Annotated in this window: 25 protein-coding genes; 15 read left to right on the top strand and 10 right to left on the bottom strand. The window is 50.8% G+C overall.

Annotation, left to right across the window (positions count from 1 at the left end; all coding sequences use genetic code 11):
• Positions 1-101 precede the first annotated feature (101 nt).
• Positions 102-827 carry a response regulator transcription factor gene (locus VFT64_05470; protein ID HEU5047278.1) on the top strand — a complete coding sequence of 242 codons (726 nt, stop codon included), beginning with the start codon at positions 102-104 and terminating at the stop codon, positions 825-827.
• Positions 828-913: 86 nt separating this feature from the next.
• On the opposite strand, the gene VFT64_05475 is transcribed toward VFT64_05470, so the two are convergent.
• Positions 914-1096 carry a DUF1328 family protein gene (locus VFT64_05475; GenBank protein ID HEU5047279.1) on the bottom strand — a complete coding sequence of 61 codons (183 nt, stop codon included), beginning with the start codon at positions 1094-1096 and terminating at the stop codon, positions 914-916.
• Between the two features lie 273 nt (positions 1097-1369).
• Between VFT64_05475 and VFT64_05480 the strand changes: the two genes are divergently transcribed.
• Positions 1370-1870, top strand: a complete 501-nt coding sequence (locus tag VFT64_05480) for an RT0821/Lpp0805 family surface protein (GenBank protein HEU5047280.1) — start codon at positions 1370-1372, stop codon at positions 1868-1870.
• A gap of 247 nt (positions 1871-2117) precedes the next feature.
• Here the strand turns inward: VFT64_05480 and VFT64_05485 are convergent, their stop codons facing one another.
• Together VFT64_05485 and VFT64_05490 are read right to left on the bottom strand one after the other, a co-directional pair.
• Entirely contained in the window at positions 2118-2462 is a 345-nt protein-coding gene (locus tag VFT64_05485) for a hypothetical protein (GenBank protein ID HEU5047281.1), read from the bottom strand.
• A gap of 41 nt (positions 2463-2503) precedes the next feature.
• Positions 2504-2692: a hypothetical protein gene (locus VFT64_05490; GenBank protein HEU5047282.1), complete on the bottom strand. Its 189-nt coding sequence runs from the start codon at positions 2690-2692 to the stop codon at positions 2504-2506.
• Positions 2693-2934: 242 nt separating this feature from the next.
• On the opposite strand from VFT64_05490, the gene VFT64_05495 reads away from it, so the two are divergent.
• Positions 2935-3447 carry a DUF4142 domain-containing protein gene (locus VFT64_05495; protein ID HEU5047283.1) on the top strand — a complete coding sequence of 171 codons (513 nt, stop codon included), beginning with the start codon at positions 2935-2937 and terminating at the stop codon, positions 3445-3447.
• A 43-nt stretch (positions 3448-3490) separates the two neighbouring features.
• Here the strand turns inward: VFT64_05495 and VFT64_05500 are convergent, their stop codons facing one another.
• Complete coding sequence (locus tag VFT64_05500) at positions 3491-3889, bottom strand: hypothetical protein (GenBank protein ID HEU5047284.1); 399 nt, start codon at positions 3887-3889, stop codon at positions 3491-3493.
• 462 nt (positions 3890-4351) lie between these two features.
• Here VFT64_05500 and VFT64_05505 point away from each other — a divergent pair, with 462 nt between their 5' ends.
• From VFT64_05505 to VFT64_05525, 5 genes are all read left to right on the top strand, one after another.
• On the top strand, positions 4352-4999 hold the full coding sequence (locus VFT64_05505) for a hypothetical protein (protein ID HEU5047285.1): 648 nt from the start codon (positions 4352-4354) through the stop codon (positions 4997-4999).
• Between the two features lie 76 nt (positions 5000-5075).
• On the top strand, positions 5076-5267 hold the full coding sequence (locus VFT64_05510) for a hypothetical protein (GenBank protein HEU5047286.1): 192 nt from the start codon (positions 5076-5078) through the stop codon (positions 5265-5267).
• A 126-nt stretch (positions 5268-5393) separates the two neighbouring features.
• A complete protein-coding gene (locus VFT64_05515; protein ID HEU5047287.1) occupies positions 5394-7709 on the top strand; it encodes a 3-hydroxyacyl-CoA dehydrogenase NAD-binding domain-containing protein in 2316 nt (771 codons plus the stop codon).
• A 127-nt stretch (positions 7710-7836) separates the two neighbouring features.
• A complete protein-coding gene (locus VFT64_05520; GenBank protein ID HEU5047288.1) occupies positions 7837-8082 on the top strand; it encodes a DUF6496 domain-containing protein in 246 nt (81 codons plus the stop codon).
• A 138-nt stretch (positions 8083-8220) separates the two neighbouring features.
• Positions 8221-8820, top strand: a complete 600-nt coding sequence (locus tag VFT64_05525; protein HEU5047289.1) for a hypothetical protein — start codon at positions 8221-8223, stop codon at positions 8818-8820.
• A gap of 76 nt (positions 8821-8896) precedes the next feature.
• Here VFT64_05525 and VFT64_05530 read toward each other — a convergent pair whose 3' ends face one another.
• Positions 8897-9406, bottom strand: coding sequence for a DUF4142 domain-containing protein (locus VFT64_05530; protein ID HEU5047290.1), 510 nt, complete (start codon positions 9404-9406; stop codon positions 8897-8899).
• 437 nt (positions 9407-9843) lie between these two features.
• Between VFT64_05530 and VFT64_05535 the strand changes: the two genes are divergently transcribed.
• The 6 genes from VFT64_05535 to VFT64_05560 all read left to right on the top strand — a co-directional run bounded on the left by VFT64_05535 (position 9844) and on the right by VFT64_05560 (position 21751).
• Positions 9844-11604: an ATP-binding protein gene (locus tag VFT64_05535; GenBank protein ID HEU5047291.1), complete on the top strand. Its 1761-nt coding sequence runs from the start codon at positions 9844-9846 to the stop codon at positions 11602-11604.
• A 144-nt stretch (positions 11605-11748) separates the two neighbouring features.
• Positions 11749-13425, top strand: coding sequence for an energy-dependent translational throttle protein EttA (ettA, locus tag VFT64_05540; protein HEU5047292.1), 1677 nt, complete (start codon positions 11749-11751; stop codon positions 13423-13425).
• A 246-nt stretch (positions 13426-13671) separates the two neighbouring features.
• A complete protein-coding gene (gene acnA, locus VFT64_05545; GenBank protein ID HEU5047293.1) occupies positions 13672-16338 on the top strand; it encodes an aconitate hydratase AcnA in 2667 nt (888 codons plus the stop codon).
• 71 nt (positions 16339-16409) lie between these two features.
• On the top strand, positions 16410-17234 hold the full coding sequence (locus tag VFT64_05550) for an aldo/keto reductase (GenBank protein HEU5047294.1): 825 nt from the start codon (positions 16410-16412) through the stop codon (positions 17232-17234).
• Entirely contained in the window at positions 17231-18301 is a 1071-nt protein-coding gene (namA, locus tag VFT64_05555; protein HEU5047295.1) for an NADPH dehydrogenase NamA, read from the top strand. Before VFT64_05550 ends, namA begins: the two co-directional genes overlap by 4 nt.
• A gap of 15 nt (positions 18302-18316) precedes the next feature.
• On the top strand, positions 18317-21751 hold the full coding sequence (locus VFT64_05560; GenBank protein ID HEU5047296.1) for an acyl-[ACP]--phospholipid O-acyltransferase: 3435 nt from the start codon (positions 18317-18319) through the stop codon (positions 21749-21751).
• Here the strand turns inward: VFT64_05560 and VFT64_05565 are convergent.
• The 5 genes from VFT64_05565 to VFT64_05585 all read right to left on the bottom strand — a co-directional run bounded on the left by VFT64_05565 (position 21748) and on the right by VFT64_05585 (position 25776).
• Complete coding sequence (locus VFT64_05565) at positions 21748-22863, bottom strand: acetate kinase (protein ID HEU5047297.1); 1116 nt, start codon at positions 22861-22863, stop codon at positions 21748-21750. The two genes, VFT64_05560 and VFT64_05565, sit on opposite strands and share 4 nt — an antisense overlap.
• A gap of 3 nt (positions 22864-22866) precedes the next feature.
• Complete coding sequence (locus tag VFT64_05570; protein ID HEU5047298.1) at positions 22867-23826, bottom strand: bifunctional enoyl-CoA hydratase/phosphate acetyltransferase; 960 nt, start codon at positions 23824-23826, stop codon at positions 22867-22869.
• Positions 23827-23829: 3 nt separating this feature from the next.
• Positions 23830-24597, bottom strand: coding sequence for an enoyl-ACP reductase FabI (fabI, locus tag VFT64_05575; protein HEU5047299.1), 768 nt, complete (start codon positions 24595-24597; stop codon positions 23830-23832).
• Between the two features lie 36 nt (positions 24598-24633).
• Positions 24634-25203: a DUF308 domain-containing protein gene (locus VFT64_05580; GenBank protein HEU5047300.1), complete on the bottom strand. Its 570-nt coding sequence runs from the start codon at positions 25201-25203 to the stop codon at positions 24634-24636.
• A gap of 69 nt (positions 25204-25272) precedes the next feature.
• On the bottom strand, positions 25273-25776 hold the full coding sequence (locus VFT64_05585) for an Hsp20/alpha crystallin family protein (GenBank protein ID HEU5047301.1): 504 nt from the start codon (positions 25774-25776) through the stop codon (positions 25273-25275).
• A gap of 168 nt (positions 25777-25944) precedes the next feature.
• Between VFT64_05585 and VFT64_05590 the strand changes: the two genes are divergently transcribed.
• Positions 25945-26811, top strand: coding sequence for a universal stress protein (locus VFT64_05590; protein HEU5047302.1), 867 nt, complete (start codon positions 25945-25947; stop codon positions 26809-26811).

Below are 26811 nucleotides of genomic sequence, written 5' to 3' on the forward strand. Positions count from 1 at the left end.
TTTATCGTATTTTTATTTTCTTGTAGGTTTTCCGGTAGGTCTTTTTATGTTTTCAAGGGTTTAGTACTAAACCTGTTCTGGCACAACTATGTAAGAATTTTATGCATGAAAAAAGAAATGTAGTTCTCGTCGTTGATGATGAACCCGAAATTCGTAAGATGCTAAATATTTTTCTTGAGGTTTCCGAGTTCAAGGTAACCGAGAGTGAAGCTGGAAAAGAAGCGATACGGCTGGCGGCATCCATCAAACCCGATTTGATAATACTGGATCTGGGGCTGCCCGATATGGATGGGATGGAAGTGATCACCGCCATACGCGAATGGTCCCAGGTTCCGATTATTGTGCTTACCGTCCGCTCAGAAGATGAAAGTATCGCGCATGCTTTAAATATCGGCGCCGATGACTATATCGTAAAGCCATTCGGTATCGAAGTACTGGTGGCGCGTATTAATGCGAATCTCAGAAAATCTGCGATCAGGGATACGGGCGAGCCGGATATTGTAAACGGCGCCATTCGTATGGATCTGGTCAAGCATAAGGTCTATATTGACGGTAAGCAGATTCCGTTTACTCCCAAGGAATATGAGTTGTTGCGTTACTTCATGTCCAATCGCGGCAAAATGCTTACGCACAAGCAGATCCTGAAACATGTCTGGGGTGTTGCTCATGCGGAAGATACACAGTATCTGCGCGTGTATGTGAGACAGCTGCGTGACAAGCTGAAGGTGCGCCCTGATCTTGCCAATCTTATCATGGCCGAAACCGGCATTGGCTACCGTATGGAATATATGGAAGACGATAAGGTAATAGAAAAGAATGCATCCTGATAAAATTCATCCCGCATTACATTAATCCAGACAAAAAAAGAACCGGTTGAAAACAGCCGGTTCTTTTTTTGCTGTGTTCTTATCCCTTATAAAGGGGGAGTAGTTCTTCGGCCTGAAACAAGGTTATAAATCAGGCTGGCGAGGAACAGGATAACGAATAAACCTGTCAGGAATTGTGCAACCTGCGCAAATGCGCCTGCCAATCCACCGAATCCAAGAAATCCCGCAATAATTGCGAGAATAAAGAATGTGATGATCCAACTAAGCATATTTCCTCCTCATAATTACTTTTCTGAATTGGGAACAGGATCAATTGTATAGAGGCAGGAGTTAAATAAGAATGCGGATGGAACGCATATACAATAAGAAAGTGGTAATTTTCACGCTATATACGCCCAATAAGGGGAAATATCCTTATGATAAATTTATAAAATTCCCGATTCAACCCGTATAGCTTTTTTGTATAGGGATAGTCATCGTATCGAGGTTCTAAGAACAGCTTCACCTATTCATACGAATATAACCCTATAAGGAGAATGACTATGAAACATAAGAAAATAATTTCATGTTTATTGGTAGCCTCCATCCTCGGAGGATGTACTGAACCTAACGGAGCGCCGGGACGCGGTGTTGAAAATGGCGGCGCACTGAGCAAAACCGATGTCGGAACTGCGGCAGGCGTAGTAGCTGGCGGTGTACTGGGAAGCACGATCGGTGGAGGAACAGGGCAGGTAATCGCGACGATCGGTGGCGGATTGCTGGGTGGTATTCTGGGTAATAGCATCGGTAAGTCGCTGGATAATGCGGACCGCGCTGAATATGACCGTGCTGCACAGCATGCCATGGAAACCGGTCACAGACAGAGCTGGAAGAACGCGGATAGCGGCCATCGCGGTTATATAACGCCTCGTAAATCTTACCACGCAGATGATGGAAGCCTATGCCGTGAATATACACAGACTATCTACATTGAAGGAAAGAAGCACCGTGCTAGCGGGACAGCTTGCCGTACAGAAGACGGAACGTGGAAAATTGCTGACTGAAAATAAGTCAGCCCAATAAAAAGGGCGTTTTCCGATAAGGAAAACGCCCTTTCTTTTGCTATCCCGGTTTTAGTGGGATGGCTGGACAATGGTCGTCTGGGGTTGGGTCTGAGGCGGACATGTGCAATGGGATGAACATGCCGACACACTTACAAGAACAAGTGCCAGGGCCGCCAGATTACGTATTGTTGAAACATGCATAAGACGTCTCCTTTGGGATAATGGTCAAATGATTTTCCGGAAGTGATTATTGGTTTCCGGACGTATCGCTTTCACGCTTCATTTTCTTCTTATGATGTTTCAGGATCTTTTTATCGACGGACTTTTCAGCTTCCTTTTCACCGATGGCAGCTTTATCCGCGCCGATCTTGGTGCTGTCTACAGCCTGGCTGCCGTAGCTATCGGTTGCTTTGTCCATTGCTTTATCCTGGCGATGCTGAGCCAGGCGGTCGCGATCTTTCTGCAGTGCTGCATTGTCCTTGTTAATGGCATTGACATCGGATTTGACATCCTGGTCATTTTCCGTCTGCGCCATAACCGCGGGGGATGCGGCAAGCAAACAAGCAGCAGTAAGAAGGGCTAGTTTTTTCATAGTAATAGTCTCCTTGAGGTTGATAAAAACGGTAATTAGATTTATTGCTCGCATTCTTCTTCGTTTCTGCGACGGCTGCGCCCGCACAGATGGGCACTGGCTGAAACCAGAAGGGCAAAGCTCAGCACACCGATGATGGCTAAAGTAGAAGGAGGAGTTTCGTGCACGTAACGGCGCACGCATTCTACGGTGTGATTGGCCATGCCATTGCTGAAATCTTTCCTAAACATGATAAACTCCTTGTCTGTTCTCTAGTTACATAAATCCACTCGTAAAACGAGAACCCACGGTACAAATTGTGACATAAAATTGCGGTACTGCGATAACGGGAAAGTATAAAAAAGTGATAATATTTCGATGTCTGCAGTTTATTATCCCCTTATAATTCCATATAAATTAGAGGCAGTGTTTTTATGCACAGCATCTTAAAGAGAGAAGGGAGAAGCACGGTTTATTAAGGGAGGAATGACTTATGAGAATACAAAAATTTATCGCACTGGCGGCAGTGGGAATGGGTACGCTGGTAGGGGCTGATGCCATTGCAGCTTCCGCATCTGCTTCTTCGGAAAATTTCTTAACCAAGGCGATTAGCAACAGTCAATTCGAAGTGGAGTCAAGTAAACTGGCATTGGAAAAATCTCAGAATAAAGATGTTAAACAATACGCGCAGATGATGATCGAAAGCCAGACGAAAATACTCAATACCCTGACGACCTATAAGCAAAGCACAATGGGGGCTGCGCAGAAAGATATGGATAAGGCGCATCAGGACATGATGAAAAAGCTGGAGCCGCTGGTGACGGATAATTTCAATAATGAATATAGCCGTATGCAGCAGGATACGGACAAGGAAATGGTTGTGCTTTTTTCGGAATATGCCGAAAAAGGGGATAATGCGGATTTAAGAAATTTTGCTGCAGGGGCCTTACCGCAATTAAAGGAAAACAAAGCCCAGGCTGATAAGTTGGATACGAACAGTCATTGATAAAATCAGGCAGGTGATGTGGCACACCACCTGCCTGGATGAATTAATGTCCGGCGCCCATGGAGCCGCCGCCACCGCCCGAGCCGCCTGCACCTGTACCGCCGGCGGAGCCGGAAGCGCTACCGCTGGTGCCGCCTGTTCCGGACATACCCGTTCCCGTGGTGCCGGTGCCGGTAGTTCCAGTGCCCGAAGTGCCGGTACCGGTTGTGGAGTTGGTCGTTCCGGTTCCGTTATTCACACCATTATTCGTCGAGTTGTTATTGAACCCGTTCTGGGAGGGCAGAGTGCCGCTATTGCCGGTGTTCGTGCCATTGGACGGGGTGGCAGATCCGTTGGAGCGCGTATTGCCGAAAGTTCCGGTTGTCTGCGATGTCTGCGCTACGGCGACCGTAGATGCGGACGCCAGCAGGAACGCGCTAATAATAAGTAAATGCTTTTTCATAGGATGCCTCTTTCAATCTGGATGAATAAAGACGCTATCAGATTCCGATAATAGCGACCGCCCTTTAAGGTGACATAAGAGCTCGCAGGAATGATCAGGCGCATTGAATTAAAATGCTAGGGAATGCGTACCCGGTAATTATAAAAATTCTAATAGTCTGTAAAAGAATTGGTAAGCAAAGGCGAAGCTTTACAATTATTTTATTATTCGTACAAAAAACTGTTACGGAGTTTTTACTGAGCAACAGTTAGCTTGTGGGTCTCTGGAGTCTCCAGAGCGGAAATATTTTTCAGACATTTTTCATGTCAAAACGTGGCAATACCATTCCTTGATTGCCAGTCAATGCCGCTAATTGCATAGTGATCTTAAGCGCTTTCTAAAGCGCATTGAACGGCTGTTGCGGCTGTATAGCGTCTGAAAATAATTCCGTTTCTTCACCACTACTAAGATAAGGAGTGTTTTATGCCTAGGAATTCAGCAAGACGATATGAATATGATGACGATTACTCCAACGATAATTCGCGTCATGGACGTTCCTCCTATCGCGGCAGCCATGATTATGACCGCGATGAATATGACAATCGTTCGCGCAGCGCTTCCAGGAGGCCGCGTGATGAATACGGCCGCTTCATGAGCGAAGATGATGACGATCGTTATGGTCGCAGCGAGCGGAGCTATTCCCGTGGTCGTAATCAGGGACGTTACAGCGAGGAAAGCTATGGCCGCGGTCGTGGTCATGGTGGTTGGTTCGGCGATTCGGAAGGCCATTCTGAAGCAGCCCAGAGAGGCTGGGACAATCCTAACCATGGTGACAGCGGCTGGTTCGGCGATTCGGCAGGTCATTCCGAAGCATCCCGTCGCGGCTGGGATAACCCCAATCACGGTCCGAGCGGCTGGTTTGGTGACTCTGAAGGCCATTCTCAGGCAGCTCGTCGCGGCTGGGACAATCCCAACCATGGTGACAGCGGCTGGTTCGGCGATTCCGAAGGCCATTCCGAAGCGGCGCGCCGTGGATGGGGTGAACATTCATCCCACCGTTCTTACGGGAACCGTGGCGGACGTTACGAGCAGGAAAGATATGCTCGCCGCAATCGCGATGATCGCTACTAAGCGAGTAGAGGAGGCAGCTTCGGCTGCCTCCTCACCTTCATTATAGCCACTAAATACAAAGGGAAGGGGCATTCCTATGAATGACGTATTAAACACTTCCGGGCAGACTGAAGAAGCACCTAAAAAGCCTGGCCCAAGAAAAGATATAGAACATAATGAGACCGGTATTTCCTCAGTAGTTACCAAATCATCGACAGCAAAGAACGATCTGGACCCGGCCACAAGTGCGGCAGGTAAGATCCTGCCATTTCGGGAGCCGCGCTCCTGAGCTGTCGGACGCGGAGAAAAACATTGTAGCCTTTTTATGCCAAAGGGCCGCATAGTTTCAGGAGTCGAAGCATAATCCAATGCATACTGTCTTGCAGTGCGGGTGGATATGAATAGAGAAAAAACAATGAGAGCTATAGAGCGCGTAGCCGTAATTGGGGCCGGAACGATGGGAAGCCAGATTGCAGCTCTCATTGCTGCATCCAATACAACGGTGTTTTTATTGGATCTTGCCTCACCGAAATCTTCCGGGCGTAATAAGATAGCGCAAGACGCTTTGTGGAAGCTCAGAACATCAAACCATTTGCCACTTGCGGACAGTCAGTACTCATTAATTGAACCGGGCAATATCGAAGATGATTTGATGAGGCTCAAGGGAGTCGACTGGGTTATAGAATGCGTGCCCGAAGACCTGACCACGAAGCAGGAAGTCTATAAACGGATTGTCCGTTATCTTAAAAAAGGCACGCTCATTTCCTCCAATACCTCTGCTATCCCGCTTTACCGGTTGAAAGAAGGCTTAAGCGATGAGCTCCGGCAGTGTGTGTGCGTGGCGCATTTTTATAATCCGCCTTTCCAGTTGCCGCTGGTGGAAATGGTGGCGGATCTTTACAACGATGTGAGGGCGGTGGAGAATATCAAACTCTTTGCCGATGTCGCATTAGGGCGAAATGTCATCTTCACGCACGATACGTCAGGCTTTATTGCTAATCGTATTGGCATGTATTGGCTCTTAAGCGCAATGGAAGAAGCAGCCAGGGAAAACCTTCCCATTGAGCTGGCAGATGCCGTGATGAACGGCTGTTTCGGTTTTCCGCGGACAGGGATTTTTGCGCTGGCCGATCTGATAGGATTAAAGCTGATACCGGATGTGGTGGGGCTGATGCAGATTTGCCTTCCCTACACAGATTCGCTCCAGATGCTCTCAGCACCGGTGGAACTGATCCTGAAAGTGGCGGAAGAGGCTGCAGAGGGAGAAAAGCCGGGATTTTATATGACCGTCAACGGCAAGAAAAAAGCCTGGGATTTACAAAGCAGAACGTACCGGGATTACAAACCGCGTTCCATTCAGATCACGCATTGCCATCGTTTTCTCACCGGAAATACGCCGGAAAGCCGCTTTGCTATACGTACTTTGACGCGGCTTTTAAGCTATGCAATTCAAATCACTCCTGAGATCGCCAACAATATTCTGGATGTCGACGCAGCCTTGCAGAATGGTTACGGCTGGAAATACGGTCCGTTCGGGATCATTGACCGCCTGGGGCCTGCATGGCTGAGCGAGCAGATGGAAAAACAGAAACTACCGGTGCCATTCCTGCTCAAACAGGCGGCAGTGCAGGGATTCTGTCATTACAGCGAACGGCATAAAGGTGAAATGTACCTCGACTTCAGCGGATTCTACCACAGGCGCATATTGGAGCGTGAAAAATGGACGCTATGCCGTAAAACGGCAGGTACGAAACCGCTGATGGAATCGGAGGCTGTGAGGCTGTGGGACATAGAGGATAATATTGGGTGTCTTGAAATAAAAGAAAAACGGCACCCTGATCTGCGAAGCATATTCAGTCTGCTCATGCGAGGCATAGAGAAGGCCGAAAAATTGTTCGATGGCCTTATTATAAGCTATGAGAGCATGTATTCGGGAGAAACACCTGGAGAAACGATGATTGCCAGTATCCTGGACAATGACCGTGACTATATAGAGTCTCTTCTCGAATGCGGGCAGGATTGTATGCAGCGTATCAAATACGCGCGCATTCCGATTGTGTTTGTGGCTTCAAGCCATGTTTCAGGATGGGTGTGCGAATTGATGATGCATTGCTGTGCGGTACAGGCCTATAAAAACGTGCGAATCGGCATGGTGGAGAAAGAGGCGGAAACCCTTCCGGTATTCGGCGGCATAAGGGAATGCCTGAGACAGGCAATAAAGCGCTGCGGGGGTGATGCAGAGCAGTTGACGGAAGATATCACAATGAGCTTCCGGCAAATGGCATATGCGATGAAAAGCAGAAATGCGGTAGATGCGTTTGCCATGCAGATAATTGCTCCTCCTTCGCGTGTTACCGCCAATAAGGATCGTCTCCTGCCGGATGCAAAGGAATTATGTATCCTGATGATTCCGGATTATGAACCCAAGCGCCAGCTGCCCATACGTCTACCCGTGAGAATGCTGTACGAGAGTCTGAAGCATGAAATTATGGAAATAGTGCAGAGGGAGCATCCTCTCATTACGCGCTACCGCTATAAAATGCTGGAGCTGCTGGCGGAAACCTTAAGTGGAGTCTACGGGATAAAGACCAAGCATGAGGATCGTGAACACCCAGGTTGGCATAGCTATACGCAGGAGCAGTTTCTGCAGATGAATCTGCAGGCATTTATGGAATTGATGCAGTCGGAAGAAGCAAGGGCAAAGATAAGAAATAGCCATCCGGCCAAGTAATCCGAATGTTTGCGCAAGGATTTTACCGCGCCTTTACGTGAAAGGCGATCAAGAGGCACGAAATCTTACTGCCGGTGCCGTAAAATTAAAAACGATCATTTGTACATCTGCAGAAGGGAGAGGGAATATGCCAAAAGAATCCGCACAGCAGAAAAAAACAGTTAAACGTGTCATGCATGAATACAAACATGGTGAACTCGAAAGTCATGGCAAGAAAGTGAAAAGTAAGCGTCAGGCGATTGCCATCGGGCTGCACGAAGCTGGTGCTTCAAAGTATGAAGACAAGGAGACTAATAAAAAGAACTTAAAGCATACTAAAAAGAAAGAGCATGAGGGCCGCACTGCAAAGCAGCAGAAGGAAGGCAAATCCTAGGGTTCCGATTTATTGGGATTTTATTCTAAGCTGACTGTGTAACATTTATTTCTTATGCATTCGCTCCCAGAATCGCGAAGGCAGTTAACCAGCTGTGCTGGTGCAGTCTCATGCTAATTTGTATTCAGGGAGCGAGTTATGAAATCATATGTAAAAAATTTACTGGTCGCCACCAGCCTGCTGGCAGGATTGGGGGCAGGGGCCGCCTATGCGGATAACGCAAACCGGCCGATGTCTGATGTATATGGCAGCATCAGCGGTGGCGTCACATGGGCAAGCCATGACAATACCGGCGGCGGCGGCGATCTTGCAGTGGGGGTACGATTCCTGCCTAGCGATTTCGGCGATTTCCGTGCGGAACTGCAAGGCGGATACCGGGATATCTCACCTAGTCACTATTTTACCTATATGGGTAATCTCTATTATGATTTCGACAGTTTCAAAGCCTATACGCCCTTTAAGGTCGTGCCTTATCTGGGTGTAGGCTTGGGCGATGCGACGGTTCATTTCAACGAAACGGATAATAGCGGAAATTTCTCTGAACATGACGATGTCTTTGCTTATCAGGTCATGGCGGGCGTAAATTTTCAGCTGGAGCAGATGCCTAATACCGAATGGTTTCTTGGATATACCCATCTGGGAAGCGCCAGTATAGATGCAACTGATAATGTCGGATTCCGCACATCTAAGCGCTTGAGCGCAAATAATGTGGATTTAGGTCTTCGATTCCATTTCTAAAAAGAAAAGCCGGTTGCCAGGTAATCTGGCAACCGGCTTAACATAAAAAAACGGCTTGAAGCCGAACTTACTTTCTTTACTGGTTGGACTTCAGATCGTCCGCCATTTTCTTATGCTCTTTCAGTGTGGGAAGCGTATCTTTAGCCAGCGTTTTCAGGGCATCATTATCCCCGTGTTTTGCATAGCCGGAAAAGAGGGAGACAGCTTCCTTGTGGGCCTTCACCTGAATGTCGGTATATTCACTGTCAAAATTATCATCAGAAGCCTTTTTGAGTTTCTCAAGCAATTTTTCATGTTTGCTATCCAGGCTGTCGGGAATTTTTACGTCGATATGATTGCTATCGACAGTATCATGCAATTTTTTATCGACGTCGGTATGGTCGTCGATCATCTTCTGCGCAAAGTCTTTTACATCGCTGTCATGCGCTTTAGTCAGGGCCAACTGGCTCGATTCAATCTCGAATTTGCCGGCTACAGCTGCTTTTTCTACGAAATCCTTGGTTGAATAATTATTCGCGTAGGCTGCCGATCCGAGGCAAACGGCGCCCAGAATGCTTGCGGTTGCTAATATATGACGTAATCTCATGGTCTCCTCCCGGATAAATTGTAAAAGACTCCATGCGTTTGCATGGGGAGAACCAATCTAATGGGTAGGCAGTAAAACTTCGGTGTGTTGTTTAAGAAAGGGAATAAAGGAATGATAAGCTGCAATGCTTATGCATACCTTACATTCTCTATTTTTATTCACGGTGAACATTTATGGTATTGAGTGGAGAATGAAACACCTTTATATAACTATTCAGCGAAATTCTAACTATAATCGCTGAAGAAATTTACTCATATGAGTGCGCGCCGCTGACTACCAGTCCGATTCGAATAAGAGAAGCGGATGGATTCGCCTAATTACATGATGATGTTATGCATATTTTTATTATTTCAGCGGCCTCTGTCTTCTTATTTTCTGCAGCAATAATCAGTTTCGGGCTGGGATATAAACGTGGAGTTGCACGGTACAAGGCGCGCATGAAGCGCTATGAAGATATTCTGCAATTAATGCCCGCTGCATTATATACCACCGATAAGGAAGGGACTTTAACTTTCTATAATAACGCGGCGGCGGAATTATGGGAAAAGCGTCCCGAAATCGGAAAAACAAAATGGCATCAGTTTGCATCTGTTTATACGCCGGAGGGAGTGGAGCTTCCGTGGCAACAGCATCCTTTCAGCATAGCGCTTGCTGAGAAACGCCCTGTACGGGGTGTAGAGGTGGCTCTGAAGCATTGCGATGGTACGCTCGTACCCGTTCTGCCGCATCCCACTCCTATGTATGAAGAAGATGGATCATTTGCAGGTGCGCTTAACATGCTGGTCGATATCAGCGCCCGTAAGGAAACGGAAACAATGCTGAAGCGGCGCAACAAATGGCTGCGGCTCCTGGCAGAATTCTCGGCCGAACTGGGAGAGAGCGATGATCCGAGAAGCATGATGGAGCGCATCTTCCAGAAAGCATCCATGCATATTCAGGCAGATATTTTCCTGAATTATGACGTAGCGGATAACGAAACGCTCCCTTACCTGAAATTATATGTCGCAAGCGGCGAATATACCAGTGTGACCGGTGTGGCAAGACTGGAATTCGGGCAGGATATATGCGGCACAGTGGCGCAGACACACGCCCCCATTATCATCAATGACTTCCAGAATCATCCCAGCGCGAAATCCTCACGCCTCTACGGAATGGGAATATACGCTTATATTTGCCAGCCGCTGATCAGCAATGGCGAGTTGATAGGCACCGTATCGTTTGGAAAATGTCGCAAAAGCGGTTTCGAACAGGATGAAATAGAATTCATCCAGACGATTGCGTATTATGTCGCCGTGGCCAAAAGGCGTCTGCGGGATGAAAAGGCCCGCAAGAGAAGCGAGATTTATGCCCGCAAGAATGCAAAACGTGCCGAACGCGCTAATCGTGCAAAGTCGGAATTCCTTGCGAATATGAGTCATGATGTCAGAACGCCCGCGAATGCGATTCTTGGCCTGACTTCTATTCTCGAAAAACAGACGGTCAGCCCGCAGCAATACAAGAAAATAGTAAAAACACTCCATCTCAGTACGCAAACATTGCTGGAACTTGTTAATAACCTGCTCGATTTCAGTCAGATTGAAGGAGGATATCTCGAGCTCGACAAAAAGCCGTTCGATCTTGAACAATTATTAACAGAGATCATAGAAGTGAATGGCGTTCAGGCGCAGAAGAAAAATATTTCGCTTCAGATCGAATACCTGGCGCATCCTGATAGATTGGTTGTAGGAGACCCGCTGCGATTGAAGCAGGTACTGATGAATCTTACAAACAATGCCGTAAAATTCACAGAACAAGGCGGTGTGAAATTAACGGTGGATTGCAGGAATGCCGGTGACGATCATATAAATATCCGCATGGAAGTGGCAGATACCGGCATCGGTATAAAGGAAAAGCAGCTGCCTCATATCTTCGAGCGATTCGTGCAGGCGAACTCGCATGTGGCTCAGAAATACGGCGGCGCAGGACTAGGACTTGCGATCACAAAGAAATTGCTGGAGGCAATGGGTGGAACCATCCAGGTGCGCAGCGAATTTGGTAAGGGAACATGCTTTACCATTGACCTGACTTTACAGACAGTGCACGGGGCTAAAGTACTGGAGGGGGCCTTCAGTCAGTTCAACGATATGCAGCATTATTTAGAGCAGAAGCATGACGCTGAAGATGAAAACCCTGAACCGCGCCCTAATTTCGGCACGTAAGTTTCTCAGGGATGAGTTGGGACGTGCAACGCTTCTCAATAACGGTTTACAACAGGGCCGCATACGGGCTATACAATGACCCAGCAAATAAATGCGGATGAAAATCCGCCTTAATAATCAAAATATACAAGGAAATACAGCATTATGGCTTCGTATCAATATGTCTATGTAATGAAAGATCTCGGCAAGGCGTATGCCGGCGGCAAGAAAGTATTGGAAGGCATCTGGCTGTCCTTTTTCCCGGGGGCGAAGATCGGTGTTATCGGCCCCAACGGTGCGGGTAAATCCACGCTGCTGAAAATCATGGCGGGACTCGATAAGGATTTTACTGGTGAAGCATGGGCGGCGGAAGGCGTGAAGATCGGTTATCTTGAGCAGGAGCCAAAGCTCGACCCGAAGAAAGACGTGATGGGCAACATCATGGAGGGGCTTGCCGAAAAGAAGGCGCTGCTCGACCGTTTTAACGAAGTCAGCATGAAACTCGGCGAAGTGACTGATGACGATGAAATGAACAAGCTCATGGAAGAGCAGGGCGAGCTGCAGGAAAAGATCGAAGCCTGCAATGGCTGGGAAATCGAACGCGAGGCAGAAATCGCGATGGATGCACTGCGCTGTCCGCCTGCGGATGCGGATGTGACCAAGATTTCCGGCGGTGAACGCCGCCGCGTGGCGTTGTGCAAGCTTTTGCTGGAAAAGCCGGAAATGCTGCTGCTGGACGAACCGACCAACCATCTGGATGCGGAATCGGTGGCATGGCTGGAACATTATCTGGAGCAATATCCGGGCACCGTCGTTATGATTACCCATGACCGTTACTTCCTCGACAACGTGACCGGCTGGATTCTGGAACTCGACCGTGGCAAAGGCATGCCGTATGAAGGCAATTATACCAAATGGCTGGAGCAGAAAGAGAAACGCCTCGAGCAAGAGGAAAAGGAAGAAAATTCACGCCAGAAACAGCTCGCCCGCGAGTTGGAATGGGTGCGCCAGTCGCCCAAGGCTCGTCAGGCCAAGAGCAAGGCGCGTCTGCAGGCTTATGAAACACTGCTTGCGCAGACCCAGGATAAGCAGCCCGGCACGGCACAGATCATTATTCCCGCCGGACCGCGTCTGGGCGATCTCGTGATTGAAGCGGAGGGCTTAAGCAAAAGCTTTGGCGACAAGTTCCTTATCGATAATCTGTCTTTCAAACTGCCTAAGGGCGGCATCGTCGGCATCATTGGGCCCAACGGGGCAGGTAAGACAACGCTTTTCAAGATGATTACGGGAGTGGAAAAGCCGGATACCGGTACTTTCAAGGTCGGCGAAACAGTGAAACTCGGTTATATCGACCAGTCGCGCGATTCGCTCGACGACAATAAAACCGTATGGGAAGAAATCTCCGGCGGCCATGAGGAAATCGAACTGGGAAAGCGCACGGTGAAAAGCCGCGCTTATTGCTCTTCGTTTAACTTCAAGGGATCGGACCAGCAGAAAAAAGTCGGCTCGCTTTCAGGCGGTGAACGCAACCGCGTGCATCTGGCCAAAATGCTGAAATCCGGCGCGAACGTGCTGCTGCTCGACGAACCAACGAACGATCTGGACGTGGAAACGCTTCGTGCGCTGGAAGAAGCGCTGGTAGATTTCGCAGGCTGCGCCGTTATCATCAGCCATGATCGCTGGTTCCTCGATCGTACCGCGACGCATATGCTTGCCTTTGAAGGCAACAGCCACGTTGAATGGTTTGAGGGTAATTACCAGGATTATGAAGAAGACTATAAGCGCCGTACGGGTGGAGAAGTTACGCCGCACCGTATTAAGTTTAAGCCGATCAGCCGGTAAGAACTGTACCAGAATATTTATATAAGTAGCAGGCTGGCGTTAGTCAGTCTGCTACTAGTCATATGCGCTAAAATTCACATCAAATTGATACCCGGTGTGACTTTATGGTGACTTGCCTTTGATAAAAAGACGCTCTATTTTACGGTAATATGCAGATTGTGCGTAATATTAACCTATTATTCACATTTTTATTATACATAGAGAGCTTCGGGCCGGAATCGGTCAATCATTATCAACAGGAATCCTATGAAACACGTGGCAAATGATACTCTGAAGACGAAGAAACAGCTGAACGTCGAAGGAAAGTCGTACCAGTATTACAGTATTACCGACGCCGGAAAAGCACTGAACTGCGACTTTTCGCGCCTGCCTTTCTCGCTTAAGGTGCTGCTGGAAAACCTGCTGCGTCATGAAGATGGCAAAAGCGTCACCACGGATGATATCAGGGCATTTGCCGACTGGCTCAAGAATAAAACTTCGGATCGCGAAATCGCTTACCGCCCTGCACGCGTACTGATGCAGGATTTCACAGGCGTTCCTGCGGTGGTGGATCTCGCCGCAATGCGTGATGCCGTGAAAAAAGCAAAAGGCAACCCGGATGTGATTAACCCGCTTTCGCCTGTCGATCTGGTCATCGACCATTCCGTTCAGGTGGATGCTTACGGCAACTCAGGCTCGTTCGATGAAAACGTGAAACTCGAAATGGAGCGCAATGGTGAGCGCTATGCGTTCCTGCGCTGGGGACAGAAAGCATTTAATAATTTCCGCGTCGTTCCGCCGGGAACGGGTATCTGCCATCAGGTGAATCTGGAATATCTTGCGCAGGTCGTCTGGACGGATGAAGACGTGGCCTATCCCGATACGCTCGTCGGCACGGACTCGCACACTACGATGATCAATGGTCTGGGCGTACTGGGCTGGGGCGTAGGCGGTATTGAAGCGGAAGCGGCGATGCTCGGCCAGCCGGTATCCATGCTGATTCCGGAAGTGGTCGGCTTCGAGCTGAAAGGCAAGCTGAATGAAGGTGTCACCGCAACGGACCTCGTGCTGACGGTGACGAACATGCTGCGCAAAAAAGGCGTGGTGGGTAAATTCGTCGAATTCTACGGTGCAGGGCTCGACAGCCTGCCGCTCGCAGACCGCGCGACGATTGCAAACATGGCGCCGGAATACGGTGCGACCTGCGGTATCTTCCCGGTCGACCAGGAAACGGTGAATTACTTGAATCTGACCAGCCGCGATGCAGACCGTATCAAGCTGGTGGAAGCCTATGCCAAGTCGCAGGGCATGTGGCGTGATGAGAACTATCCGCAGGTCGTGTTCAGCGATACGCTGTCGCTGGATATGAGCACGGTGGAAGCAAGCATTGCCGGCCCGAAACGCCCGCAGGATCGCGTATCGCTGGTGGATGCCACTAAATCCTTTGCGGATGCTATGCCGACGCTTAACAGCGCCAATGCGCCCGATAAGCCTGCTCAGGTCGAAGGCAGTGATTTCACGCTGCAACACGGCGCTATTGTCATTGCGGCCATTACGAGCTGTACGAATACTTCCAATCCTTCCGTAATGATCGGTGCGGGATTGGTCGCACGCAAAGCACATGCGCTCGGGCTCAAGGTAAAACCCTGGGTGAAGACATCTCTGGCACCCGGCTCCAAGGTGGTAACCGAATATCTGGAAGCTTCCGGCCTCAACAAGGACCTGGATGCGCTGGGCTTCAATCTTGTTGGCTATGGCTGTACGACCTGTATCGGTAACTCTGGCCCGCTGCTGGACCCGATCGAAAAGACCATTAAGGATAATAACCTTGTTGTGGCGGCGGTGCTTTCGGGTAACCGTAACTTCGAAGGTCGCGTGCATGCGCTCGTGAAAGCAAACTATCTGGCTTCTCCGCCGCTCGTGGTGGCCTATGCGATTGCCGGTTCGATGAATATCGACATTACGAAAGACCCCATCGGCACGAGCAGGGACGGCAGAGCCGTTTACCTGAAGGATATCTGGCCGACAACGACGGAAGTGAAACAGGCTGTGGCTAAATCCGTCAATGCACAGCAATTCGCCAGCAAATATGCTGATGTATTCAGCGGCGATAAATTCTGGCAAGGCATTAAAGCTCCCGAAGGCAAGACCTACACGTGGGATGAACAGAGCACTTATGTGCGCAATCCGCCTTACTTTGAGGGCGGCATCCAGCAGGAGATCGCCGATATCAAAGGAGCACGTATCCTTGCAGTGTTGGGTGATTCCATCACAACAGACCACATCTCGCCCGCAGGCAATATTTCCAAAACCAGCCCTGCAGCAAAATACCTGACGGATCACGGCGTTGAGCCGAGGGATTTCAACTCTTACGGTGCACGCCGCGGTAACCATGAAGTTATGATGCGCGGCACGTTTGCCAATATCCGTATTAAGAACGAGATGTTGGACGGCGTGGAAGGCGGCGTGACGAAATACATCCCGAGCGGCGAGCAGATGTCGATTTACGATGCGGCAATGCGTTACAAGGCCGAGGGCACTCCGCTGGTGATCTTCGCTGGTAAAGAATATGGCACCGGCTCCTCGCGCGACTGGGCAGCCAAAGGCACGAACCTGTTAGGCGTCAAAGCGGTAATTGCGGAAAGCTTTGAGCGTATCCATCGTTCCAACCTCGTGGGCATGGGCGTTCTGCCGCTGGTCTTCAAGGAAGGTACGGACCGTAAATCGCTTAAGATCGATGGCACGGAAACCGTTGAACTCGCAGGATTAAGCGCTGGGATCAAACCACGTATGGATATCCATTGCACCATCACACGCAAAGATGGCAGCAAAGAAAATACGGTATTGATGTGCCGCATCGACACGCTGGATGAAATCGAGTATTTCCGCAGCGGCGGCATTCTGCAATATGTACTCGGCAATCTTGTAAAGTAAGAAAGATTCCTTTAAAAAGGGAAGAGTTAAGGGGGCGATTATTCGCCCCCTCTTTATGTACAAGGACAACTATGAAGTTTCTTGATGTGCAGGGAACGTCGCTTCCAGCGCTCGGGTTAGGAACCTGGCGGCTTGTAGGCAGTGAAGGTGTTCGTGCAATCAGGATGGCGCTCGATCTCGGCTACCGTCATATCGACACAGCCCAGATGTATGAGAATGAGGCACAAGTGGGGCAGGCGATCAAAGAATCCGGCATCGCGCGGGGCGACCTCTTTATCACCACGAAGATATGGATGGATAATTACGCACGGGATCGCGTAAAGGCTTCTACAGATGCATCTTTGTCCAGACTCGGCATGGATTATGTCGACCTGCTATTGATGCATTGGCCGAGCGAGGCGGTGAAGCTGGCAGAAACACTGGATGCAATGCAGGAGTTGCTGCATCAGGGCAAGACGAAGGCCATCGGCGTCAGTAATTTTCCAGTAAACTGGATGAAGCGTGCGGTCGAAGAATGCAAAGCTCCCATTGCCTGTAATCAGGTGGAATATCACGCGCTGCTGTCTCAACGTGCCGTGCTGGAATATGCGCAGGCCCATAATATTATTGTTACGGCATATCGCCCGCTGGCAAACGGTTCACTGGCAAGCAACCCATTGCTTATGGAAATCGGCAATAAATATGACAAAACAGGCGGGCAGGTGGCTTTGCGCTGGCTGATGGAGCAAAAAGGCGTTGCGGCAGTGCCCAAAGCGGCAAGCGAGAAGCATGCACGTGAGAATCTGGAAATATTCGATTTTAATCTAACCGCAGACGAGCAGGCAGCCATCGCGAAACTCAGCGGCAATACACGGCTTGTAAATCCGGCATTCGCGCCGCAGTGGGATATGGTATGACGCAAACACATCTTTTTTCACCTCTTTCTATAAAAAGCGTAACGCTACGCAACCGCATCGCCGTCTCGCCGATGTGCCAGTATTCCTGTGAGGACGGATTTGCAACAGACTGGCATCTCGTGCATCTGGGGAGCCGCGCTGTGGGCGGGGCAGGACTCGTCATGATGGAAGCAACTGCGGTGGAACCGCGCGGGCGCATTACGCCGGGCGATCATGGTCTGTGGAAAGACGAACATATCGCCAAGCTCGCGCAGATCACTGCATTTATAAAATCACAAGGCGCCGCGCCGGGCATTCAGATCGCCCATGCCGGACGTAAGGCAAGCTGTCGCCTTCCCTGGAATGGTGGTGCGGTACTGGAGGAGGATGAAGGACGCTGGCAAACGGTCGCGCCGAGTGCTGTGGCATTCCGGGAAACCGAACCGGTCCCCGCAGCACTTAGCGAGTCAGAGATAGCGGGGCTTGTGCAGGCCTTTGCCGATACGGCGAAGCGCGCGCTCAAGGCCGGGTTTGAAGTGCTGGAGATCCATGCCGCGCATGGGTATCTGCTGCATGAGTTCCTTTCCCCTCTTTCCAACAAACGCACCGACAGTTACGGCGGCTCATTTGAGAACCGCATCCGTTTCGTACTACAGGTGACGGATGCCGTGCGCGCGGTCTGGCCGGAGCGTTTGCCGTTATTCGTGAGGATTTCCGCGAGCGACTGGGCAGAAGGCGGCTGGAACGAAGAGGAATCTATCCGGCTTGCAGCATTATTGAAAACAAAGGGCGTGGACCTGATCGATTGCTCCTCCGGCGGTCTGGTGCCGCATGTACGCATTCCCAATACCCCGGGCTATCAGGTGCCCTTTGCGCAGCATATCCGGCAAGAGGCTGATATAATGACCGGAGCAGTCGGGCTTATCACGCAGGCGCAGCAGGCGGACGATATCATCAGAACAGGTCAGGCCGATCTCGTGCTGCTGGCACGCGAGTTCCTGCGCGATCCCTATTGGCCGCTGCATGCAGCAAAAATATTGAAAGCGGAAATAAACCCGCCCGTGCAATATGAGCGGGCGTTTAAATAAACTAAAGGTAAAACCATGGCCAAACCGGCATTGCTAGCCAGCAAAAAGTTTCTTCCCCTGTTCCTGACACAGTTCCTCGGAGCGTTTAACGATAACCTGTTTAAGAATGCACTGGTGATTCTTATCACGTACCGTATTGCGGCGCAAACCGGCGAGAACGCGCAGTTGCTGGTAACGCTCGCAGCGGGACTCTTCATTCTGCCGTTTTTCCTGTTCTCCGCGCCTGCCGGTCAAATGGCGGATGCCTATGACAAAGCTACGATGGCGCGTTACACTAAAATCGCCGAGATCGTGCTGATGGTAATCGCGGCTGCCGGGTTCTATATGCAGAACGCATGGTTCCTGCTGTTCGTGCTTTTCTGTATGGGCATTCAGGCAACCTTCTTCGGCCCGATAAAATACGCGATCCTGCCGCAGCATCTGGAAGAAAACGAGCTGATTCAGGGCAACGCCTATATTGAGGCAGGCACATTCCTTGCCATTCTGCTCGGCACGATTCTGGGCGGATTGCTGGTGCTCAAAGACGGCGGTATCACGATGGTAGCAATCGGCATTATAGCTGTGGCGCTGCTCGGCTATATCACAAGCCGCTCCATCCCCACGGCACCTGCGCCCGTGCCGGATTTACGCGTGGACTGGAACCTGTTCCGCCAGACCTGGCGCATTGTTGCGGAAAGCAGCAGGCAGAAAGATGTGTTCTTAAGCATTCTCGGCAGTTCGTGGTTCTGGCTTGTCGGCGCAACATTCCTTGCCCAGTTTCCGACCTTCGCCAAAGATGTTGTTCATTCGGATGAAACGGTCGTCACGCTCTTTCTGACAATGTTCTCCGTTGGTATCGGTCTGGGCTCTATGCTGTGCAACAAACTCTTACGCGGCAGCGTGCAGGCTACATTTGTGCCGCTGGCAGCGATCTGTATCAGCTTGTTCACAATCGATCTGTATTTTGCCAGCCAGCATACGCCGCATGCAGCGGCAGGCGCGTTACTGAGCGCCGAGCAATTCGTTCGCTATCCGCAAAGCTGGCGCATACTGTTTGACCTGGTGATGATGGCGGTAAGTTCGGGCGTTTATATCGTGCCGCTCTATGCGATCATGCAGGAGCGCAGCGATCCGGCTTCCAGAGCGCGCACCATCGCAAGCAATAATATATTGAACGCGCTGTTCATGGTCGGTTCGGCCATACTCACGCTGGTCATGCTGAAGTTTTCCTTCACGATACCGGAAGTGTTCCTGAGCGTGGCGATTGCCAATGGTCTGGTGGCGATTTATATCTGCAAATTATTGCCGGATGCGGCGCTGCGCTCCGTTATGCGTCTGCTGCTTTCCTTGCTTTACCGCGTGGAAGTGAAGGGCATGGAGAATTTCACGGCAGCAGGCGACAGGGTATTGCTCATTGCCAATCACACTTCCTTTCTGGATGCGGCTCTGATTGCAGCCTACCTGCCGGAGAAAGTCACTTTCGCGGTGAACACGCATATTGCCAAACGCTGGTGGATGAAGCCCTTGCTCGTGCTGGTGGATGCCTATGCGCTCGATCCCACGAATCCGCTTGCAACCAAGTCGCTCATCGAGGCGATACGCGGCAACCGCAAATGCATGATCTTCCCGGAAGGTCGCATTACGGTCACCGGCTCGCTTATGAAGGTCTATGAAGGGCCGGGCATGATCGCGGATAAATCCGGCGCAAAAGTGCTGCCGATCCGCATTGACGGCGCGCAATATACGCCGCTTTCACGCCTGAAAGGTAAAGTGCGGATACGCTGGTTCCCCAAGATCACCTTAACCGTGCTGCCGCCTCATTCCTTTAATGTACCGGAAGAAATCAAAGGCCGTAAACGCAGGCAGGTAGCAGGCATGCAGCTTTACGATGTCATGTCGCAGATGATGTTCGACAGCAGCGACAAAAATCATACCTTGTTCGCATCGCTGATTCATGCGCAGTGTATTCATGGGCGTTCGCATGTGATTGCGGAGGATATAGAACGCAAACCACTGACCTATTCGCAATTTATCACGCGCAGTTTTGTGCTAGGGCGTCTGCTGAAGCGTGTTTGCGGTAAGCAGAAAACAGTAGGGGTTTTGCTGCCAACCTCAGTGAATACATCGCTTGTTTTCTTCGGCCTGCATGCATTCGGGCGTATACCGGCGATGCTGAATTTCACGGCAGGCGGCGCGCAAATGGCGGCAGCCTGCAAAAGCACGCAAGTGTCAACGGTACTGACATCGGAGCGCTTCGTCAGAATGGCAAAGCTGGAAACGGCGGTTTCCGAACTGGCAGATGCAGGCATAGAGATTGTCTACCTGGAAAAGCTGCGCAAGAAAATCACGATAGGAGACAAGCTTTTTGGGCTGGTAGCTGGAAGGTTCCCATCGTTTGCTTATCTGCTGTGCAATAGCGCGCGGCTTAATGATCCCGCGGTAATCCTGTTTACATCAGGTTCGGAAGGAACGCCTAAAGGCGTTGCGCTGAGCCACGCCAATATTCAGGCTAACCGTTTTCAATTGGCAAGCCGTGTGGATTTCGGGCCGCAGGACATAGTCTTCAACTGCCTGCCGATGTTCCATGCCTTTGGCCTGACGGGCGGTACGCTGCTGCCTATACTTTCAGGTATCATGTCGTTTTATTATCCGTCGCCGCTGCATTACCGCATCATCCCGGAATTGATTTACGATACGAACGCGACCATCCTGTTCGGCACGGATACGTTCCTGTCAGCCTATGCGCGTATGGCGCACCCCTATGACTTGCATAGTGTGCGCTATGTATTCTCAGGCGCGGAAAAGCTCAAGGAAGAAACACGCAAAGTTTATTCAGAAAAATTCGGCGTGCGTATTTTTGAAGGGTACGGAGCAACCGAAACCGCGCCGGTCGTCAGCACGAACACGCCGATGCAGAACAAGGCGGGCACGGTAGGGCGTTTCATGCCGGGGATTGAATATAAGCTTGAGAAAGTGCCGGGCATCGAAGAGGGCGGACAGCTCTTCGTGAAAGGTCCTAACATCATGCTGGGCTATTTCCGTGCGGAAAAACCGGGCATCTTGGAACCGCTTGACGGGCCATGGTATGATACGGGCGATATCGTCGCTGTGGATGATCTGGGGTATATCTCGATCAAGGGCCGCACTAAACGCTTTGCTAAGATCGGCGGTGAGATGGTGTCGCTTACGGCGGTGGAAAGTGCCATCAGTAAGCTGTGGCCCTCGAATATGCATGCTGTTGTCACGGTGCCGGATGCAAAGAAAGGGGAGCAGATCATATTGCTCACGGATTACACAGATGCAAATCGCGACGATCTGCTGAAGCATTTCCGTAATGAAAAGATAAATGAGCTTTCCCTTCCGCGTAAGATCATGGTGTTGAAGCAGGTGCCGCTACTGGGTACGGGCAAGGTGGACTATCAGAAAGCTAAGGCCCTAGCGTTGGAAGAGGAGAATACGCAGGCGGCCTAAGCGGCAATGCGTGCGGTTTCCTTCGCAATCATCCATTGTTCCCGCGCCTGCGTGACGAGTACGCGCACCTGTGAACTGTCACGCTGGATTTGCGGCGCTTCATAGCCGGTGAGCTTGACCTGTGCGTTCTTTGCCTCGTCGAATTGCAGGCCAAGAAACTCCAACCCATTGCAAATGCGGCTGCGGATAAGTGCGGAATTCTCACCGATGCCGCCGGTGAAGGCGATGGCGTCTACACCATCCATCGCTGCCGCATACGCGCCAATATACTTCTTTACGCGGTAAGTATGGACTTCAAGCGCCAGCTGTGCTTTCGCGTCGCCGGCGGCAACCTGTTTCTCAATATCGCGCATGTCATTGCCGCAGCCTGATAGCGCTGCAAGGCCACTGTCATGATAAAGAGCGTTTTCCACCTGATCCGCAGAAAGTCCCAAAGTGCGCTCCAGATAGGTGAAAATACCCGGATCGACATCGCCTGAACGTGTGCCCATCACAAGCCCTTCCAGTGGAGTCATGCCCATGGAAGTGTCAATGGAAACGCCGTTTTGAATGGCGCAGATGCTTGCGCCATTGCCAAGATGGCAGCTGATAATGCGCAGCCTGGCGGCGGGTGTTCGCAGCTCTTCCGTAACGCGTTCCATGATATAGCGGTGCGATGTGCCGTGGAACCCATAGCGGCGCAACCCCGCATCGCGCCATGCTTTCGGCACGGCATAAGTATAAGCATATTCCGGGATGTTCTGATGAAATGCCGTATCGAACACAGCGACCTGCGGCAGCAGCGGCCAGAGCTTGCGCGTCATCTTAATCCCGGCAAGAATCGGCGGATTATGCAGCGGCGCAAGCGGCACGCAGGCTTCAATATCATCCACCACATCTTCATTAATCAGTGTCGCATCGCGAAAAAGACTGCCGCCATGGGCGACGCGGTGACCTATCGCATCCAGTTGCTGCTGTCCCGCGTTTTCCAGTGCCCTAGGAATCTCCCTTAATGCATCTTCCATCACGCCTACGCGCTCGATCTCAGATTTGAAGCATTGCTCGCCGTGCGTCATATCGAATACGCTGAATTTGACCGAAGAACTGCCGGCATTAATGACAAGAATGCGCATCGATTACACCTTGAGGTAGGTGATTTTGCCATTGCGCATGGCATCCGCCATCAGCACAGCGAGCGCGCAAGAGGCGATGCGTGACTGCACGCTGTCGGAACGGCTGGTCAGGATAATAGGAATGCGCGTGCCGAGAATCACACCCGCAGCGGATGCGCCGTCTAGTAGAATGAGCTGTTTGACCAGCATGTTTCCGGCTTCAAGATCAGGAGTCAGAAAGATATCCGCGTCGCCGGAAACGGGAGAATCGATCCCTTTAACTCTTGCGGCTTCAAGGCTGATCGCATTATCGAACGCGAGCGGACCGTCCAAGATCGCACCTTTGATCTGGCCGCGGTCGGCCATTTTACACAGGCACGCCGCGTCCACAGTGGATTGCATCGCCGGGTTCACCGTTTCCACGGCAGAGAGCAGAGCGACCTTGGGTATAATCGGGGTTTCATGGATACCAATCAGCAGATCCACTGCATTCTGTACGATATCGCGCTTCACCAGCAGATCAGGCTCGATATTCATGGCGGCATCGGTGACGAAGAAGGGTTTGTGATAGTTTCGGCTGGCCAGCGCGAATACATGGGTGATACGCCGCTCCGTGCGTAGCCCATTCTCCTGCTTTACTACTTCGCCCATTAGTTCGTCCGTATGAAGGCTTCCCTTCATGAGCGCCTCGACGCGGCCTTCTTTGGCAAGCCTGACGCTTTCAGCCGCGGCAGCATGGCTATGGGGTACATCGATAATCGTATAGGGTGTAATATCCAGCTTTTGCTGTTCGGCAATAGCTCGGATTTTTACCTGCGGCCCCACAAGCAATGGCTCGATCAGCCCCTCACGTGCTGCCGAGACCGCGCCTACCAGCGCATCGTCGCTGCAGGGATGCACGATGGCCGTACGTATCTTCGGCACGGATTTGGCCCGCTCCAGAAAATGCTGCGCGATATGGTCAATATCCAGTTGTTCTCGCATGTTTTACCCCATGATATGATAGCCGCAGTCGATATAGGTAACATTGCCGGTCATATGGCGTGCGCCGTCACTGGCCAGAAATGCTGCCATTGCCCCTACATCCTCAATCGTCGGCATCTCGTGATGCGGGTTCTTGCGTCGTGCCCCCTCAATCAGGTCATCGAAATTGGCGATGCCACTGGCAGCGCGTGTGAGGATTGGTCCCGGGGAAAGCGCATTGACGCGAATGCGCTGATCGCCCAGTTCATAAGCAAGGTATTTGATGGTCCCCTCAAGCGCAGCTTTAACCGGTCCCATCATGTTATAATGCTCCACTACGCGCTCGCCGCCGTAATAGCTGGTGGTGATAAGGCAGCCGCCATCTTTCATCAGCGGCTCCGCCATACGTGCCATCTTAATGAAGGAATAGCACGAAATATCCATGGCGCTTAGGAAACCCTCGCGCGAGCAGTCGGTCACGCGGCCCTGTAGATCGATCTTGGGAGCAAAAGCAATCGAATGCAGCAGAAAATCAAGCTTGCCCCATTGAGTCGAAATAGTGCTGAATAATGCTTCCATCTGCGCATCGTCCCTGACGTCGAGCGGCATGACGATGGGCGATTCCACCTGGGCGGCAAGAGGAGCAACAAAAGGGTAGGCCTTGTCGTTCAGGTATGTAATGGCAAGTTCGGCTCCGGCATCGCGAAATGCTTTCGCGCAACCCCACGCGATGGAATGCTCATTGGCAATGCCGACGATGAGCCCCTTTTTTCCTTCAAGAATACCGGTCATATTATTACTCTTAATAGCAATTACTGCGTCATACCGTCAAGGAGATACGCGCCAGACCAGCATCAGCAGGGAGACTCCGTAAAGCAGGAGATTAGCCGCAATAATCCAGCCCATATACAGAATGTCGAATGCGGGAAAGCCAATCCACAGCAGGAGTGCCAGCAGCAGAGTAATAGTGCCCGAGAACAGCATCCATCCCCAATTGCGCAAAGGGCGGAACTGAAACGCGAGGAACAGTTCGAATATACCCTCCAGCGTCATGAAAATTGCAAGCAATGTGACGAAAGTCAGCAGGACAGGCAGAGGCTTCCAGATCATGATGAGGCCTATGGCAATGGATAGGATCGACGAAAGAAGAGACCACCAGTGCATGCGGGCCCGTAATGTGAGCATAAGCTGTAAAGCACCGATACCCAGTATAATGACGCCAAGCAGCAACTCTGCGCTTAATGCGGTGGCTGTCGGTATCATAGCCGCGAGCGTTCCGGCCAGGATGAACAGAATGCCCTGCAGGATATATTTGCCTTTATGCTGGCGAAGTTCTTCCTCGAGCCGTGCGCCAAGCGATCCCATATCGATTGTCATCGCGGTACGTGTAAATAGCATAAGAACCTGCCTTTCATAGCTAGGAGCCAGCACAAGGCATAACACGCCTTGTGCTGTCACTCCTTAAGTTTAAGCCGCCTGTTTGACTTCAAGCGTGCGTGTTTTATGTTGGGCGCCTTCTTTCTTCGCAACAGTTACGACCAGCACGCCCCTGTCGATCGAGGCTTCCGCCTGATCGCTGTTAATATAATCCGGCAGCGACAAAGTGCGCTGGAAAGAACCATAGGAACGTTCGCGGCGCGAATAGCCTGGCTTTTCCTCTTTTTTCTCTTCGGTCTTTTCACCGCGTATGGTGATGCTATTATCCGTGAGGCTTACCTGTACATGCTTGGCATCTATACCGGGCAATTCGGCCGTAATTCTAATTTCTTTTTCCGTTTCGGCTACATCAATCGCGGGGCTGATATTAAACATTCTCTCGGAAGAATGCCAGAGGGAAGGCAAAGTATCGCCAAAGAATTTAGCGAATGCCTTGTTGACTTCCTGTTGCAGGGCAAGCACCGGGCTGGTCAGATCAATGCCGCTGGTATTCTTTTCTACCGGAACGGCACAGGATTTTTGATCTTTTTGCATAGATTCCTCCATAGGTTATATGAGTAACGAATCCGGAAACCGGATAAGCTTACGATACCAGTTATGCCGCAAGCTACATTGACCGAAATCAAATGCTCGCTCTTGACTCTGGTCAAAGCGCACATGCGAAACGAGGCATATGATTGATACAAATCATGAGGAGGAATTATGAGCATACGATCGATATTATATATTGCTTGCGGCACGGAACATGAAGTACATGCCATGAACATGGCGTTTGCGCTTGCACGATATTATACGGCGCAGTTGCGCATTCTGCACGTAACCCCGGAGTTGGAGCTCTATTATGTAGATGGCATGACGGCAAATGCTGAAATTGCCGCGGCGATAGAAGAGGATAATGACAAACGGCTGAAACAGGCAAAGGAGCATGCCGCACATTATGCACAATTGCATAATATCGTTCTGAATGCTGCCGATGTTTCGCCTAACCAACCCTCGGCCAGGTTCATACACAGGCAGGGAAGGGTAGAAGATATTCTAACCCGGGAAGGACGCATGAGCGATCTGATTGTAACCGGAGGCGTAAAACACGAGACCTGCATAAGTCAGGATGATCTGGAAGCAATCCTGTTCGCAACGGGAAGGCCGGTTCTTCTGGCACCGAGGATGCAGGGGGCGATACCCAGGGAGTGGCTCAACAGGGTAATTTGCATTGCGTGGGACGGAGGTCTGGAAGCAGCGCGTGCGCTCTATAACGCTATGCCGTTTCTCGAACGTGCAGGGAAAGTCCATTTACTGACAGTGCGTAGCCACAGCCAGCGCCATAAGATAAGCGATGAAGCGCCGGTAATGGAATATCTGAATACGCATGGTATTGCCTGCGATGCGGTGGCGCTGGACCGGGGAGAACACTCGACGGCGGAAGCCTTGCTGCAGAAGGCAAAAGAATATGGGGCGGAACTGCTGGTAATGGGAGCGTATGGTCATACGCGCCTGCATGAAACGATTTTGGGCGGTGTCACCGGGCATATGCTGAAAGAAACGCATATTCCCCTGCTGATGTCGCATTAA

Source organism: Rickettsiales bacterium (assembly GCA_035765535.1).
Lineage (GTDB): Bacteria > Pseudomonadota > Alphaproteobacteria > Rickettsiales > JABCZZ01 > JABCZZ01.